Below are 16,801 nucleotides of genomic sequence, written 5' to 3'. Positions count from 1 at the left end.
AAGACCCAGCTAAATGTCCTTTGAACTCTTATCCAATAATGGTTTTGAGCTGCTTGTAACCCTGTGAGGTCAAGGGCATTATTGGGTTTTTAGTCATTTGTCAAAAAAATTAGATGCGTTTTCCCTGGTCTAAACTCCAGTAAATAATTAGTACAGGACTTACGGAGCGGCACTAATTATAGTGGATATATCTGGCATAATTACCAATTTATACACTATAATTAGCTGTACTACATAAGTCCTGTAGTATTTAAGCGAACATAATATTTAGGAGTTACGCATGAACACTATTAGTAGTAGACTGTTTCATCTTAAATTTTGCAATAGATGTAGGTTGGGTTGAGGGATATTAGCGCCAGCTTATCCGTAGGATAAATCCAACAACAATCTTTCTCCCCTACTCCCGTACTCCCTAATGCACCAAATTAGATGAAACAGTCCAGTAGGGTGTGTTAGCGGTGGCGTAACTGAGCAAAACCCCATATCTATTGTCAGTGCGTAAGTCCTGATATTATTTATAGCAAGGAAGGAGTTGATGTTTGACATAGATTGATGATCAACCTTAAACAGAGAAATACTTTTGTAGTAGTTATCATAAGTCCTAAGATAGATGTTACCAACATTGAAACAATAATGCCATTAAATACTGACTCAGAAATTAATTCCACGCTAAAACTTGTTAATACTGCCGCTAAAGTTGCTGCTACTTGAGGCATTGACAAAGACCAGATGGTGAAAGCTTGATTCCAACTATAGCGATAGAGAAACTTAGCGATCGCTGTTGCGAGGAATTTATCAATGACTAAAGCTATGCTAACAATAGCAGAATAGTAAATAAAACAATAAGAGTATCTGGTAGAAATTATAGTAATTTTCGTACCCTTGAAATTTTTTGTACAGTACTCAGAAATGTTTTAGTATATAGGCAGCTTTCGGCAATCAACAAATATATCAGGTATGCACTTGTGGGAAATTTGTTAACTCACAAGACTAGAAGTGACAGCCATTTTCTGAGTATGTTCGTGCAGATATTCCAAGAATGTTTGAGCTACTACCGATAATTGTTTGCCAGCTAGATAGGATACATACCACTGTCGCTTAATCGGAAAATTTTGAACATCTAGGGTAGTGAGTTCCCACTCAGAACTTTCGCAGTAGAGAGTATGCTTTGACAAAATAGAAATTCCTAACCCTCCAGCGATCGCTTGTTTAATAGCCTCATTACTACCAAGTTCTAGGCGCACTTTCACATAAATTTTGTGCTTGGCAAATAATTTTTGCACCGCCTGGCGAGTACCAGAACCAGATTCTCGCATAATAAAGGCTTGATTATTGAGACGTTTAATCGGAATATTTCTCTGGCCTGCCAAAGGATGATTTTTGTTCGCTACTAAGACCAGGGGATTATCCATCAAAGCTTCACTACATAGAGGTATATCTTCAGGAGGTTGACTACATATATATAGATCGTCTTGGTTTTCCAACATTCGTCTAGTGATGTTTTGGTGGTTTGTCACCTCCAGAGAAATATCTACACCTGGATACTCTTGGCAGAAATAACCCAAGATTCTGGGTACAAAATATTTAGCAGTTGTAACTACTGCCAAACGTAATTGCCCTTGTTTTGTCCCCTTAATATCAGCTACCGTCATTTCAAAGCGAGCGAGCTGTTCAAATACTTCCTGACAAGTGGCAAATAATTCTCTACCAACATCTGTTAAATAAAGCTGCTTGCCAATTTGCTCAAACAAAGGTATACCTACTGCCTGGCCCAGTTGCTTTACCTGAGCAGAGACAGTGGGTTGAGTAATGAATAACTCTTCAGCAGCCTTAGTAAAACTACCGTGAAGGGCCACGGTCTGAAAGACTCTCAACTGATGTAAGGTTGCCTGAATCAAGAACTTTTCCTCCTAAAAGATAAGAAAAATAAAGAAAATCTTAAGACTGGTATAAGCAATTACAAACTATCAAGTATTGCATTCCCAATTGATTTCAATAATAATCTTGACATAGACGATAGTCAATGGTTAATGTAGGTATCATTGACTTAATTAAATAAAAAAGAAAAACTTATCAATCTTTATGGCTTTTGCTACACAAGTTTTCAACAAAATAAATTTTAGGAATATCAAGGGCGATATGTTCGGCGGTTTGACTGCTGCTGTCATTGCCCTCCCTATGGCACTCGCCTTTGGTGTCGCTTCGGGTGCCGCCGATGCTGGAGCACCTGCTGCGGGTTTGTATGGTGCTGTATTAGTTGGTTTGTTTGCAGCACTGTTTGGCGGTACTCCCACCCTGATTTCTGAGCCTACCGGACCGATGACCGTGGTAACCACTGCGGTGATTGCTCACTTAACTACCACCAACCCAGAAAATGGTCTGGCAATGGCTTTCACCGTAGTCATGATGGCAGGAGTACTCCAAATTATTTTTGGTTTATTGCGGTTTGGTAAATACATTACCATGATGCCTTACAACGTGATTTCTGGTTTCATGTCAGGCATCGGTATAATCCTGATTATCCTGCAAATAGGTCCATTTCTCGGACAAGCTAGCCCCAAGGGTGGTGTAGTTGGGACTATTCAGAACATACCTAACCTTTTAACAAGTATTAATCCTATAGAGACAGGTTTAGCAGCTCTGACAGTAGCTATACTCTTTTTGGTACCAGCTAAGGTCAAGAAATTTGTGCCACCACCATTATTAGCATTGGTAGTAGGAACAGTTATTTCTGTTTTATTTTTCTCAGATGCTGGTATTCGTCGCATCGGTGAAATTCCTACTGGTCTACCTAGCTTACAGTTGCCTTACTTTACTCCCGATCAATTGCAGTTAATGGTAGCTGATGCGACAGTGTTAGCAATGCTTGGCTGTATTGATGCTCTGCTGACTTCTGTGGTTGCTGATAGTTTGACTCGGACTCAACACAACTCCGACAAAGAATTAATTGGTCAAGGTTTAGGTAACTTAGCTTCAGGATTGTTTGGTGGTCTTCCTGGTGCTGGTGCCACTATGGGTACTGTAGTTAATATCAATACAGGTGCTCGCTCTGCTTTATCTGGTATTACCCGTGCTTTCATTTTAATGATTGTGGTTTTGGGAGCTGGTAGTTTAACTGCACAAATTCCCATGGCAGTTTTGGCAGGTATTTCTCTCCAGGTGGGTATTAAGATTATTGACTGGGGTTTCCTCAAGCGTGCCCATAATATTTCTTGGAAATCTGCCATGATTATGTACGGTGTCATCGGTCTAACTGTATTCGTTGACCTAATTGCTGCTGTAGGTATTGGGGTGTTTGTTGCTAATGTTCTCACTATCGATCGCTTGACTCAAATTAAATCTGAGGATGTGAAAGCTATCACTGATGCTGATGATGCAATCATCTTAGACAATGATGAGAAAGAATTACTAGACCGTGCTGAGGGTCGGATTTTATTATTCCACCTCAGTGGTCCGATGATTTTCGGTGTTTCTAAAGCTATCTCTCGCCAGCATACACTTCTGAACAACTATGAAGTGTTGATTGTAGATTTGAGCGAAGTACCTCACATGGGTGTGACTTCTGCTCTAGCAATAGAAAATGCAATTCAGGAAACTGTTGATACAGGTCGTCATGTATTCTTAGTTGGTGCTGCAGGCAGCGTCAAACGACGTTTAGAAAAACTGGGAGTTTTAGAGATTGTACCTCCACAAAATATGTTGATGGATCGCAGACAAGCATTGGTCAATGCTGTTGCTTTAGTTACTTCTGATGCTAATATTAATTCTACAAATGCTAAGGTAACTAACGAAACTCGACCCAGTTTTGATAATCTGCAAATTGGTCAAAATCCTTAATGAACAAATTAATTCACCAGTTTCACTTCCTTGAATGATTTGATTTGTAGATCAAGCAGAATCAGCTAATATTAACTCTCAGAGGTTGTTTGTAAAGAATTATGAAGTGTTTTTGCACCTGGCAAATTGGGTATTTTAGCCTATAAATCTGGGATAAATAACCAAGTTGTTACAGTTTAAAGGTCAATCATTGTATATTACACAACTTTACAAACAGTCTCTAAGCCAAAACTAGCTAGGCTGTCACGAAGAGCAATCTACGTCAAATTCCTTACAGGGTAAAGATTTCATAACTCCGTTTTTTAGAATATGGCGCTCGCTATATTAAGAGTAATTTTTGCAGCCTTTGACTAATATCTGCAAAATAAAGAATTTTAGGATTATAACTAAACCGCTGAAAAGTATATATTACAATAATCGTAGTAATTACTTATTAAAAATTATTTTGCTAGTCTCAAGTATTGAAAGCAGCAAAAATGTTTCAAATACCATTTGCGCTCCTCAAAGCTCCGAATGGTGCCCCTACAGATGGTGGTTTAACAGACAATTTGCGTAAGTCCTGAAAATGTTAAAGATTGCCCTTGATTACACTTTGGCTAGTTCTTCCCCAAGTTGGTTGTCGAAAACCTGATGATTTGCATTTGACATTGTATTTCCAATTTGTGCTAGCCAGTACAAATCGGGACACATTTTAAGTTCGAGGTCATGCTTGCCTGCCGTCCTCACCCCATAATATCTAAAATTTAAGGAGGAATTACAACATGGATTTTTTTTCCGATTTCTTGACTCTCTTCCTCGCGAAGTTGCAGTCCCCGACACTTGGCTTTCTGATTGGTGGCATGGTCGTTGCCGCCGTCAATAGCCGACTAGCAATTCCAGATGCGATCTATAAGTTCATCGTCTTCATGCTGCTCATCAGGGTCGGCCTGAGTGGCGGCATGGCGATCCGCGAGGCCGATCTGCTGCAGATGCTGTTGCCTGCGGTGTTCGCCATGGCAACGGGGATCGCGATCGTTTTCATCGGGCGCTACACCTTGGGCTTGCTGCCGAACGTCAAAAACGTGGATGCCATTGCGACCGCCGGCTTGTTTGGTGCCGTGAGTGGCTCTACCCTCGCCGCCGCCCTGAGCCTAATGGAAGAGGAAAATATCCTATACGAAGACTGGGCCGGCGCACTCTATCCCTTCATGGACATCCCAGCCCTCGTGACTGCGATCGTCTTGGCCAGCGTTTATCTCAGCAAGCAGCGCGATACCGCACACGAGGATCTCAGTAAGCAGGAGTATCTCAGCAAGCAGGGCATTACCGCACGCGGGTATCCCAAGCGCGATACTGCTGGCCAGCGGGTCAAGATATGGCCGATCATAAAGGAAAGCCTCCAGGGTTCTGCCCTATCGGCACTGATGCTTGGCCTCGCTCTAGGCATACTAACCCAGCCGGAAAGAGTCTATGATAGCTTCTTCAATCCCCTCTTCCGCGGTCTGCTTTCAATACTGATGCTGGTAATGGGTATGGAAGCCACGGCAAGGCTCGGCGAGCTGCGTAAGGTAGGGCTATGGTACGCCATATATGCCTTTGTGGGGCCGCTGCTGCATGGGTTCATAGCCTTCGGCCTCGGTATGATTGCCCACTACGTCACGGGATTCAGCCTTGGCGGTGTGGTAATTATGGCCGTCATCGCCGCCTCCAGTTCAGACATCTCAGGGCCGCCGACTTTACGAGCTGGTATCCCGTCGGCTAATCCCTCTGCCTACATCGGCTCATCCACAGCCGTCGGCACGCCGGTTGCCCTTGCCTTGGGAATACCGCTCTTCATGGGGCTTGCCCAGGCGCTGATGGGGAACTGATCCCAAAAGGGTAGCTGTTTGCTGATGTTACCCTGGCTTGGCGACCAATGCGACGGCTATTTCAAGCTCTGTGTTGTCTCCGTTTAACAGTCGCGCGACCTAGTAGTTCTAGGCTAGGGCTTGCTGATTAAATATCACGCGCATTGACTGATATCATGTCTGGTTGAATAGTTACATTTTGGAGTAAGGAAGGCAGAAGGCAGAAGCTTTTTTGCCATTTTTACCTTTATTTTATACGCAAATGATGCTAACGGACATGATATGACTTCTTCGCCGATGTCAACCTCCTGCGGGCATGAAAAAGCCGGGGTCATGCCCCGGCTTTTTTAGTTTTACAGACTGGGTTTTGAGTCAGAATTTGTGTGCGTGCAGTACCTCCATCACGCTACAGATATAGGCGATGCCCGAATAATCGTCAAAAAACTGCGCTGCGACTTCATCCGAAATCTTCACCGCCATATCCCGATTGGGGGTAAGCACCTCGATCTTTATATTCGAGTAGGTTTCGGAAACGGTGGGTCCTCCGGACGAGCGCACGTTGCGACTGCCTTTACCGCCAGCGTCCACCACTGTATAACCGGTAGCTCCGGCTTCGTCGATGATCTTGGCGATCTTTTTCAGCAGCAACTTTTCCGTGACGATGACGAGCTTACTGGCTTGCTGGGTCATGTGGATTACCTCTTAACGCGTGTAGTCATTGAACTATACAGAAACTCAGGAAAACTTTAGCACTACGCGCTATCGCGCCGATACGAGTTGGCGAAGGCAATACAATCGCATTCGTGTACACGTTACGTAATAGCGCGCTTGCCATACTGAATATGCTAGCACTATACCATCTATCAGTCAAGAGGAAACGCACTGATGATTTATAGAACCCCTAACCGTATCTTTGAGAGCGGTATGTGCTTTTGACTTCCGTCCTCAGTCTGAGCGAGCCAGTGGAAATTCAGGAACGAGAATGGATAAAAAGCGGATGAGACCCCGCGTCGCCCAATAGCAAATCTGGTAGCTTCCCTTGCAGGTAGAAAAATACTCTCATCTCCCCATCTCCCCTACTCCCCATCTCCCCTACTCCCCATCTCCTCTTCCATTTTTAAATAGATCCCAAATGGGTTCTATAGTTGGGGGTGGGGAGTAGGGGAGCAGGTAGGGCTGTTTCATTCTCGATAGACACGGAGACGCACCAGACACGGAGACACGAAGATGGAGCCTTGCTCAAATCCCCGTTAAAAGAACAACTTTTGACTTCTGACTTCTGACTTCTGACTTCATTAACCACCAACAGGTTCAAGCCGAATTAATTGTCCGTTAGGTCGATCGGTGAGAACATACAGTAGTCCATCAGGCCCTTGTCGCACATCCCGCACTCTCTGACCTATAGAAATAGACTCCTGAGTGACAACATTACCCGCTTCATCTAGCTCAATACGATGGATATCTTGCGATACTAACCCACCCGCAAATAAATTACCTTGCCACTGTGGAAAGCGATCGCCACTGTAGAAAGCTAAACCAGAGGGGGCTATTGATGGGGTCCACACTACTTTAGGGTCTACCATACCAGGGCGAGATGTTTCCGGGGAGATGAGTCCTCCAGAATATTCACGACTGTGAGTAACAGCTGGCCAACCGTAGTTTTCTCCGGCCTCAACTAGATTCAGTTCGTCGCCACCTCGAGAACCATGTTCTGTTGCCCAGACTCTATTCCTTTTGGAGTCAAAGGTGATTCCCTGGATATTGCGATGTCCGTAACTCCACACGGCGGGTTCGGCATCTGTAGAAGTTGCGAAAGGATTATCGGAGGGTACAGAACCATCGTCATTTAACCGTAAAACTTTGCCCAGATGACTACGGCGGTTTTGAGCTTGTTGGCGGATAAATTCGCCATTGAATTCAATAGGTGGGTTGCCACCGTCACCAATTGTTATTAGTAGAGTTTCGTCAGGTAGCCAAATAATGCGTGACCCGAAGTGTTGCGCGCCAGTTTTTGTCTGGGAAACCTCGAAGATTACTTGCAGATCGCGCAGAGTATTCTCCTCAAGTCTCGCCCGTGCGATGCGGGTGCGGTTTGCCGAGCGATCGCCGTGGGAATAAGTTAGGTAAATAAAGCGATTTTCTGTAAAGCGCGGGTGAATTGAGACATCCATTAATCCCCCTTGGCCAGAGGCAAAGATTTCGGGAAGTCCTGCAACCGGAGTCGGATCTAAAACTCCATCACGCACAATTCGCAATCTCCCTGGTCGCTCGGTAATTAGCATAGTGCCATCAGGAAGCCAGGCCAGACCCCAAGGATGTTCTAGGTTTTCTACCATTGTAATTTTCTGCAAACCTGAAGTAGTCGCAACATTTTTAGGAGGCTCGGTTTGATTATGAGAAACTGATGCAGTCTGAGTCTGAGCAGCAATGGATGAATCAAGTTGAATATTGGTGGTACAACTTACAGTCCCGAATAGAGCGATCGCTATAGTAGTGCGAAATACTATTTTACTTCCTACTGTTATGAGGCGATCGAGTAGATCGAGGGGTTTTTGGTCTGACTGAGAAAACAAATTATTTTGAAACATATTATTCTGTCGCATTTTTATGACTATAGAATCTTGATTATTTAGCATTTTGATATCAAGTTAGCATTTTTTTAGCTCTTTGACATATACTTATGTTTGATAAATTAATCGAGCGATCGCCTTTTGTTAGAATGTATTGAAGAATTACATCCAGATAGTGATTCGCCTTAATAAGGGAGTTTCGACGAGTACAATTAAAACAAATCTACCAACAAATATATGGGATGAATTCATTGAGATGGTAGAAAACCATACCTATAAAAAAGCTAAGTGCTATTACCACAACCAGCAAATTACATCCGTGCTGAGAATTTAACTTCTGACTTCTGACTTCAGCTATATCTGGTGTAGTAGAAAATTTGGTAGTTCTGTAGATGTAGCGATAGCTCAAAACATTGCATTGAGCGCACCATTGATCGACGTACTAGGAACTCTAGGTGTGTTAGGAAATGCAAATCTATTTTTGATCTACCCCAACAGCATAATTTTTCGACCCGATGCTCAATTATAGGTGTTGCACAATAGAGAATGATATTCTAGAATTTTCTAGACAGATGGACTGTCCTGATTGTCAAAGTCATAAAGTAGTGAAAAATGGTCATCGTCAGGGCAAACAGAGTTATCTGTGCCGTAACTGTGGCCGTCAATGCGCGAGAAAGCCCCTGTCCTGCGGGTTATAAGTTCTGATCTTAAAGAGCTTTGTGTGAAAATGTCCCTATTTGGCATGGGATTGGGAGCCATTGAGAGAGTGACTGGTATTTCCCATAACACAGTGCTCAACTGGGTACGACTTGCACCAAGCACAGATTCCCGATCGTAACTATGAAATACCTCAAACAGCTCACGCTAGATCAACTACAAACTTTTATGGGCTCAAAAAAAACCAAATTTGGGTCTGGAGAGTCGTCAACAGCAAAATGCCAGGAATTCTGAAGTTTGTACGGGGGCGTTAGCGTTTGCGATAGCATTCCGCAAGGAAAGCTCCTCTGTAAGAGACTCGCTCGTTAGTTACCTTGACTATATTGTGGCAGATGATTCACGGTTGGGCCGGTTTTCTTGATATTGTGGTTTAATTGCTACAGTGCAAGAAGGAGCGGTAGGAAATGGAGGAACTATCACAGTCAATACAGAAAATTTACGACTTCAAGATGGAGCGCAGATCAACGCCCGCAGCAGAGGTGGGGGAGATGCAGGCAATATAACCATCTCTGCTAAAGACACAGAAATAATAGGAAAATCTCCCAATGGTATATGGCTAAGTGGCTTAACCGCAGAAGCAACAGATGAAGGAACAGGAGCAGGAGGAACGTTAATTATCAACGCCGAAAATTTCAATATTCGGGATGAAGCAGAAATCACAGTCAGCTCCCAAACCCAAGAACCAGCAGGCAACCTAGAAATCAACAGCAACAACATCCTCATAGAAAACCAAGCTAGTCTCAATGCCAAAACCACAGGAGGTCAAGGCAGCATCACCATCAAAAACAACAAAGACTTTATTCTCCGCCACAACAGCAACATCAGCACTAACGCCACAGGAGAAGCCACCGGAGGCAACATCAATATCAACACCGAAAACCTAGTCGCACTGGAAAACAGCGACATCTCCGCCAATGCTCAAGCCGCCTTCGGAGGCACTATCAACATCACCGCAGCAGGCATATTCGGCACAGAATTCCGCCCCTTTTAGGGGGAGGCTTTAAACCCAATTTTTCGGTAAATTCTAAATCTTTATCAAAAATTTTTAACTCCCTGTCAAATAAGGATGCCCAGAATTTTTTGGAGATTTTGGCGCAAAACAAAGGGCTTAATCGCCCTGAAAATTAATTTAAGTTTGAACTATTTTTTGACAAATTACAAGAAATTTTCTGAACTCAAGCTTATTACATTATTAACTGTAGCTAGTAGATCTCCACTAGCAGTAACTGTTAATAATGTATTCCTACCATTTAGTACAAAAGTTAAATCAGTAAATTCTAAATCATCAGATAATACTATCTTATCGCCTCCTAGTTGAAAATCCATAATGGTATCACCACCAAAGCGACTAGCAAGTAGAAAAAGGTCACTGCCCTTACCACCTATAAGGGTATCATTACCCCTACCACCTCTAAGGCGATCATTGCCATCGCCACCTTGAAGGAGATCATTGCCATTACCACCTACAAGGAGATCATTGCCATTACCACCTACAAGGAGATCATTGCCATTACCACCTACAAGGAGATCATTGCCATTACCACCTACAAGGAGATCATTGCCATTACCACCTACAAGGAGATCATTGCCATTACCACCGTCAAAGAGATCATTGCCATTACCACCTACAAGGAGATCATTGCCATCATTACCTCTAACGGTATCATCACCATTACCACCTATAAGGGTATCAAAACCATTATTACCCCCAAGGGCATCATTGCCATTACCACCTCTAAGGAGATCATTGCCAAATCTACCCAGAAGGGCATCATCGTCCAAACCACCCAGAAGGGTATCATTGTTATTACCACCTATAAGGCGATCATTGCCATTACCACCTCTAAGGAGATTATTGCCAAATCCACTCAGGAGGAGGGGTTTTATTTTTCTGTTTCTTCTTCTGCTTTTTCGTTCTAGTAAATGTGGAATTGTCTGCGGTTGTCTGATAATTCGGTTCATTAGTAAAACGTTCCTGGACTAAATCCTGTAAATCTTTTTCCCAAGCTTTAATATCAGGTGTTTTTGACGTAAGACCTTTTTCATTGTTTTTAGATTCTGGCTCATCTACTGTTTCTGTCTCTGGGTCAGGTTCTTGTTTCGGGTGCAAATAATTTCCCACAATCTCTTCGAGTAATTTTTCCGGCTTGACTCCCTGTTGTTTGGCCAAAGCTCTTAATTTGTCCCAGACATCTCTGGGTAGCTTTGCTGTGGCTAAGAGAGGTGTTGTTTCCCCAGTAATAGTAGTTTCTATGTAATTTGCTGTAATGGGTTTGGATTGATCCTTTGCTTTATCCAACACTTCTTGCCAACAACTCATAGTTTCATCAGTTTCCTCGCTGACTTGACTCACAGAAGTGGCTAATCTGGTAGCTTGAGATACGTTGTCTGGCAGCTCGGTAAATCCTTCCAGCATCAATGACCAAGATATTTGAGCAGCTTTAATGACTCGTTTGACGTAATAGACCGATTTTTTCAAACATTTAACACAATATTGTTTGAAGGTTTTATACCCTAAATTTTGATAAAGTTTGTAAATCTGAAAAGCTCTCAAGGCCATGCCCTCTTTGATATAGGCGTATCTGTCGGCCAGCATATCTATTTCCAGAGAGGCGATCGCATCATCGCCATTTTTCCAGGTTTCGTTCCAAAACAAATCGCAAAATTTATCTAGATGGCCATCTGCCCATTGGGGAAGTTCTGGGTCATTAAAAGGTATCTCGAATACGTGGTTGTATAGGTTTCCAATCATAAGTAAGAAAGTAAGAAAAAGTTAGGTTAGTAAGTAAGGGGTGGATTCAACAATTAATAATTAACAATTACCTCCTCTTTTCAGGGATATCTAACCCCACCCCGAAAGATATCCAATAGATAGTCACTAAGAATAAGTATGCTGATGTCTTTTAAGCACTAGGTTTTAACTGTTTGAACTGCTCCGTTGGGCATCACCTCTTGAGCATTGTTTGTGTATGACTTGATATTATAATTACATTGTGTATAAGATTATGTCAAGAGGGTTGAGTAGAATTATCTTGTACACAAACAATGGACAAAAGAATAATAGATGGCTGGAAAACCGAAATACAAAAGTCCCAAAAAACGAACCAATCTATCACTAACTCCGGAGACCTTGCAACGTATGGACGAAATAGCGGAGGCGTTGAATATCAGTCGCAGCGAGCTAGTGGAAAAGTGGACGGGGGCATGGGACAAACTGGAATCCGTTGGATTATTGGGGGAATCCTTGGCCTGTTTCGGGAAGTAATGCACGAAGCTTTGAGTTACATAGACGAGCATGGCGAAAGATTAGAAAAAAGACTAACAGATCATAAAAATAAGAAAGCTAGTTTTTTAGAGAAGTCAGCAGCACTGGAAAAAGAAATCGCTCGCCTATTGGAGCAGGTCGAAAAGCTTCCAGAAGAATCAACAACGGAAGAAGAATAAACTCAGAAAGCCGATCGCAGCAATGTGGTCGGTATTTTTTCATGCCACAAATTCTACACAACCAATACGCCCAACTTGCCACAGATCAACACCAAGGCAAAATCTTTCAACTCAGACAATATAACCCCCAACTTCACCTGGTCTACCCGAAACATTAATTTATATCAACGAGCTTAAGTCTTAGGTTTTAACTGTTTGAACTGCTTCGTTGGGCGTCACCTCCTGGGTATTTTTTCTGTATGAATATAGTATTACAATAACTTCTGTATACAATAGTTGTCAAGAGTTTAGTTAGAATCTTTCTATACAGAAACAATGGATACTTTAGAAGGACATGGCAAGACATCCAATTCACGGAGTGAGAAAAGAACGAATCAACTTGACGATAACGCCAGAATCTCGGCAAAGGTTGAAACAGATAGCAGAAGCTTTGAACACCAGTCAAGGAGAACTACTAGAGAAGTGGATAAAAGCATGGGACAAACTGGAATCAGTTGGATTATTGGGGGAATTCTTGGCCTGTTCCGGGAAGTAATAGACGAAGCTTTGAGTTATATGGACGATGATGGTGAAAGATTAGAAAAAAGACTAGCAGATCATAAAAATAAGAAAGCTAGTTTTTTAGAGAAGTCAGCAGCACTAGAAAAAGAAATCAGTCGCCTATTGGAACAGGTCGAAAAGCTTCCAGAAGAATCAACAACAAAAGAATAATAAATTCAGGAAGCCGATCGCAGCAATGTGGTCGGTATTTTTTCAAGCCAAAAATTTTACACGACAAATACGCCCAACTCCCCACAGGTCAGCACCAAGGCAAAATCTTTCAACTCAGACAATATAACCCCCAACTTGACCGAAAAATTTGGGTAGTTACGCTTCCTCTTTTAAGAGGATAAATATGTCAGTTAAGTCTTAGGTTTTAACTGTTTGAACTGCTTCGTTGGGCATCACCTCCTAAAAATTTAACCCTGATTGTATTGTTTATTATTTTAAGTATCCGGATAGAATAAGTCAAGTGGTTCAGATAAAATTTTTCTATCCGTATAAAATGGCTAACAAAACAAATGGCGAGACATCCAAATTATGACGAGAAGAAAACAAGCTTGGAAATAAGCTTGACTCCCAAGGCAAAAACAAGGTTAGGACAGATGGCGAAAGCGTTGGGCCTGAGTCGGAGCGAACTAATAGAACAGTGGGTAAGGCAAGAGTCTTCACCGGGGGGGAACGCGAAACTCTTGGGAAAATTCTTGAACAACTTCAAGAGTTGCAACGTGAACATATTAAATATATAGAAGCTCATGGAGACAGATTAGTACAAGGACTTCAGGAAAATAACGAATATAAGTCAAAAGTCTTGGGAAAGATGGGTGCTTTAGAAGAAGAGGTAGTCAGGATTTTGAGTGGAGAAGCAGAACTTCTAGTAAGCGACAAAACAGAAGAAGAATAAATTTAGGAAGCCGATCGCAGCAATGTGGTCGGTATTTTTTCATCAAATAGAATATTAGTGTAATAATTGTGGCCATTATTGGCCTCGTACAAATGCTGTGAGGATTATTTTTGAGGAAATTTAATCAATATGCAGAATCTATTCAAAAAAATTTATAAACTTATTAGTAATAAAAATAGACTAAAGATTGGGATACTAAAGTTGATAGCGATCGCTCTATTTGGTTTTTGTTTCAGTCTGGGAATTAATTTTTTATCTCCCATTTTAGCACAATCTTCTCCTTCTAGTTTAATTCAGCAAGGAGTCCAATTGTTACAGCAGGGAAGGGCGGAAGCTGCATTGGAAGTTTGGCAACAAGCAGAAGTTATTTATCGGAAAAATAAGGATCGTATTGGTGAAATTAGAAGTCAAGTTAATCAAGCTCAAGCATTAACAAGTATGGGATTTTATAGACGTTCCTGTGATACAGTGCTACAAGCATTTGGCAATGATTTACAGTGTGAACGCTTGACAGAAAGTGAGCTACAAACTGTTTTGTCAAGATTTAATACATCAAATACTAATCTAAATTTTCAAGGTCTACAAAGCTTGGGAAATGGATTGCGCGTACTGGGTAAATTGGCTTTATCTCAAAAGGTTTTAGAAGCTAGTTTTCCATTGGTAAATTCTCAAAATATTGAAGGTCGATTATTGCTAAATTTAGGAAATACAATTCTTTCTCAAGCTCAAGGCATTGCTAATTTTAGGCTGAGAGGAAAAGCAGAAAGACAAGCAATTATCCAAGGTTTATCTTATTATGAAAAAGCGGTGACTGTTTCTGATGAAGAATTAATTAAAATTCAGGCAACTATTAATCATCTTAGTCTGTTACTTGAATTAAACCGACAATGGCAGAAGAGTTCAGGTGATGATTGGCTGCAACCTCATGTACAATTTCAGATTGATACTTTACCTCAAATTATTGGTATTTTAAATAAAATTAATCCCTCTCCTCATTCAATTCAAGCAACGATTAAATTTGCAGAAAGTTTGATGAATTTTGAGCAAATAAATGCCAAATCAACTTTAGTTCAACTACAGACTAATTTTGCCGAATTAACTCTACCAAATACTATTAATGAACAATTCCTCGACCAAGCAATTCAACAAGCAAAAATTATTCATAATTCTCGTTTAGAAGCTTATGCCATTGGAATTCAAGGAAAATTGTATCAAAACATGGGAAAACTAGAAAATGCACTTAATTTGACAAATCAAGCCTTGGCGATCGCTCAAAAAATCTCTGCTTCAGATATTGCTTATCAACTCCAAGAACAATTGGGAGATATTTTTCTCCAACAAGGAGATTCCTCAAAAGCACTTTTAGCTTATAAATCTGCTTTTAATACCCTGCAAATTTTACGACGCAACTTGGTAGCTTTAAATAGAGATATTCAGTTTGATTTTCGGGCAAATATTGAACCTTTATACAGAAAACTTGTAGCACTATTACTTCAGCCTGAACTTGGTTCAACTCAACCAAAATTGTCCAATATAAAAGCAGCTCAGAAGGTAATTGAATCTCTACAATTAGCAGAATTAGATAATTTTTTCCAAAATGCTTGTGTCAATGCTGAAGATATTAATATCGATGAAATTGATAAAAATGCAGCGGTTATTTATCCAATATTGTTAGATAATCAATTAAGTGTTATTCTCAAATTGCCGGGAACTGAAAACTTTCGTTATGCTTCAGTGAGCGATAAAAACTTTGCAGCACAATTTCAGGATACCTTATTTAATCTTAGAGCAAACATTACAACTATAAGAGGAAGCAGCAAAGTAAAGTTACCATCTAATCAACTTTATCAGTGGTTAATTAAACCCTTTGAAGCGGATTTGGAAATCGATTTAGAACATGATACCAGTCAAATAAAAACCCTAGTTTTTGTCTTGGATGGGTTACTCAGAAATTTTCCCATGTCTGTATTGTATGATAGCGATCGCGAACGTTATCTCGTGGAAAGATATGCAATTGCAGTAGTACCGGGTTTGCAATTAGTCAATCCCAAACCTTTATTAAAGGAGCAGCTACGAGTATTAACTGCCGGAACAAGTCAGAAAGCACCTAGTTATGAATTGGAGGGTTTTAGTTCCCTACCCTATATTCAACAAGAACTAGATGCTATTGAAAAAACTGTACTACAATCTGAAAAATTAGCAGATGAAAAATTCACGAAAACTAATATTCAAGCTCAGGTTAATTCTGAACCTTTTAACATTATCCATATTGCAACTCACGGACAGTTTAGTTCTAATCCAGATGATACCTTCATTTTAGGTTGGGAAGAACGTATTAATGTTCGAGATTTAGACCTACTGCTTCAGACTAGGAATTTGACAAGGTCAGAGCGAGCGATCGAATTATTAATTTTAAGTGCTTGTCAGACGGCATTGGGAGATACACGAGCAGCATTGGGTTTGGCTGGAGTTTCTATTCGGGCAGGGGCTCGTAGTGTTCTAGGGAGTTTATGGAACGTTAATGATGGCTCTACAGCAGAATTAATGAAACAGTTTTATCAAGAATTATTGCAGTCTGGTAGTTCACAACTCAGAAAAGCGGAAGCACTGCGTCAAGTTCAAATGAAATTTATCAAAGGAGAAATAGAATTAAATGCAGATTACGATAAACCCTATTATTGGTCATCATTTATTCTTGTTGGTAATTGGTTGTAGTTCGTAAGGAAGAGGGAAGAAGGAAGAGGGAAGAGGGAAAATTTGGGTTCAACGAGATGGAACTGAAGTAGGAATAGCTAGGGAGTTAATTGAAGCGGGGGTGCCTAAGTCTGATATTGTACTAGTGCAGGATGGCAGAAATAAGTGACCAGTAGGAGCAATGCCCTCTTCCTGAGATAGAATACTCAGAGGTGCGATCGCATCGGAGAGGCCAGCCCCAAAAAGTGACCACTAAAAAAAAGTGATTT

The 16,801-nt window shown here is 41.3% G+C and carries 15 protein-coding genes and 3 pseudogenes; 11 read left to right on the top strand and 7 right to left on the bottom strand.

What is annotated here, in order from left to right; translation table 11 throughout:
• Positions 1-515 precede the first annotated feature (515 nt).
• Entirely contained in the window at positions 516-716 is a 201-nt protein-coding gene (locus tag F6K06_RS31440) for a hypothetical protein (RefSeq protein ID WP_124142931.1), read from the bottom strand.
• Positions 717-977: 261 nt separating this feature from the next.
• Entirely contained in the window at positions 978-1,898 is a 921-nt protein-coding gene (locus F6K06_RS31435) for a LysR family transcriptional regulator (protein WP_124142930.1), read from the bottom strand.
• Between the two features lie 184 nt (positions 1,899-2,082).
• On the opposite strand from F6K06_RS31435, the gene F6K06_RS31430 reads away from it, so the two are divergent.
• Entirely contained in the window at positions 2,083-3,837 is a 1,755-nt protein-coding gene (locus F6K06_RS31430) for a SulP family inorganic anion transporter (protein ID WP_287244659.1), read from the top strand.
• Positions 3,838-4,598: 761 nt separating this feature from the next.
• Positions 4,599-5,684 (top strand): sodium-dependent bicarbonate transport family permease, encoded by a 1,086-nt coding sequence (locus F6K06_RS31425; protein WP_287244656.1) that lies wholly within the window; start codon positions 4,599-4,601, stop codon positions 5,682-5,684.
• A gap of 351 nt (positions 5,685-6,035) precedes the next feature.
• Here the strand turns inward: F6K06_RS31425 and F6K06_RS31420 are convergent, their stop codons facing one another.
• Complete coding sequence (locus F6K06_RS31420) at positions 6,036-6,353, bottom strand: P-II family nitrogen regulator (RefSeq protein WP_124142929.1); 318 nt, start codon at positions 6,351-6,353, stop codon at positions 6,036-6,038.
• Between the two features lie 605 nt (positions 6,354-6,958).
• Positions 6,959-8,299: a PQQ-dependent sugar dehydrogenase gene (locus F6K06_RS31415; protein WP_287309091.1), complete on the bottom strand. Its 1,341-nt coding sequence runs from the start codon at positions 8,297-8,299 to the stop codon at positions 6,959-6,961.
• A gap of 506 nt (positions 8,300-8,805) precedes the next feature.
• Here F6K06_RS31415 and F6K06_RS31410 point away from each other — a divergent pair.
• A pseudogene (locus F6K06_RS31410) lies at positions 8,806-9,315 on the top strand (IS1 family transposase); the annotation flags it as partial.
• 17 nt (positions 9,316-9,332) lie between these two features.
• Positions 9,333-9,941: an S-layer family protein gene (locus F6K06_RS31405; RefSeq protein ID WP_124142926.1), complete on the top strand. Its 609-nt coding sequence runs from the start codon at positions 9,333-9,335 to the stop codon at positions 9,939-9,941.
• Between the two features lie 164 nt (positions 9,942-10,105).
• On the opposite strand, the gene F6K06_RS31400 is transcribed toward F6K06_RS31405, so the two are convergent.
• The 3 genes and pseudogenes from F6K06_RS31400 to F6K06_RS31395 form a co-directional block, all read right to left on the bottom strand.
• Positions 10,106-10,732 carry a calcium-binding protein gene (locus F6K06_RS31400; protein ID WP_375340283.1) on the bottom strand — a complete coding sequence of 209 codons (627 nt, stop codon included), beginning with the start codon at positions 10,730-10,732 and terminating at the stop codon, positions 10,106-10,108.
• A 33-nt stretch (positions 10,733-10,765) separates the two neighbouring features.
• A pseudogene (locus tag F6K06_RS34665) lies at positions 10,766-10,822 on the bottom strand (hypothetical protein); the annotation flags it as partial.
• The gene (locus F6K06_RS31395; RefSeq protein WP_287244647.1) at positions 10,803-11,702 is read right to left on the bottom strand and encodes a hypothetical protein; all 900 of its coding nucleotides are present in this window, start codon (positions 11,700-11,702) and stop codon (positions 10,803-10,805) included. The pseudogene F6K06_RS34665 and the gene F6K06_RS31395, both read right to left, overlap by 20 nt.
• 312 nt (positions 11,703-12,014) lie before the next feature.
• Between F6K06_RS31395 and F6K06_RS34420 the strand changes: the two genes are divergently transcribed.
• The 7 genes and pseudogenes from F6K06_RS34420 to F6K06_RS31370 all read left to right on the top strand — a co-directional run.
• Positions 12,015-12,215 (top strand): ribbon-helix-helix domain-containing protein, encoded by a 201-nt coding sequence (locus F6K06_RS34420; RefSeq protein ID WP_124142923.1) that lies wholly within the window; start codon positions 12,015-12,017, stop codon positions 12,213-12,215.
• Positions 12,215-12,394, top strand: coding sequence for a hypothetical protein (locus F6K06_RS34415; protein WP_124142922.1), 180 nt, complete (start codon positions 12,215-12,217; stop codon positions 12,392-12,394). Before F6K06_RS34420 ends, F6K06_RS34415 begins: the two co-directional genes overlap by 1 nt.
• A 315-nt stretch (positions 12,395-12,709) precedes the next feature.
• Entirely contained in the window at positions 12,710-13,105 is a 396-nt protein-coding gene (locus tag F6K06_RS31385; protein WP_124142921.1) for a hypothetical protein, read from the top strand.
• 350 nt (positions 13,106-13,455) lie between these two features.
• Complete coding sequence (locus F6K06_RS34410) at positions 13,456-13,683, top strand: ribbon-helix-helix domain-containing protein (RefSeq protein ID WP_124142920.1); 228 nt, start codon at positions 13,456-13,458, stop codon at positions 13,681-13,683.
• Positions 13,584-13,838, top strand: a complete 255-nt coding sequence (locus F6K06_RS31380; protein ID WP_192901027.1) for a hypothetical protein — start codon at positions 13,584-13,586, stop codon at positions 13,836-13,838. The genes F6K06_RS34410 and F6K06_RS31380 overlap by 100 nt, the downstream gene beginning before the upstream one ends.
• 129 nt (positions 13,839-13,967) lie before the next feature.
• Positions 13,968-16,553 carry a CHAT domain-containing protein gene (locus F6K06_RS31375; protein ID WP_287244642.1) on the top strand — a complete coding sequence of 862 codons (2,586 nt, stop codon included), beginning with the start codon at positions 13,968-13,970 and terminating at the stop codon, positions 16,551-16,553.
• Positions 16,554-16,587: 34 nt separating this feature from the next.
• Positions 16,588-16,701 (top strand): annotated as a pseudogene (locus tag F6K06_RS31370) (element excision factor XisI family protein); the annotation flags it as partial.
• Positions 16,702-16,801 lie beyond the last annotated feature (100 nt).

This window comes from Okeania sp. SIO1H4 (assembly GCF_010672695.1).
Classification (GTDB): domain Bacteria; phylum Cyanobacteriota; class Cyanobacteriia; order Cyanobacteriales; family Microcoleaceae; genus Okeania; species Okeania hirsuta.
Note: the sequence above shows the minus strand (reverse complement) of the source record. Positions and strands in the feature narration are given on the sequence as shown.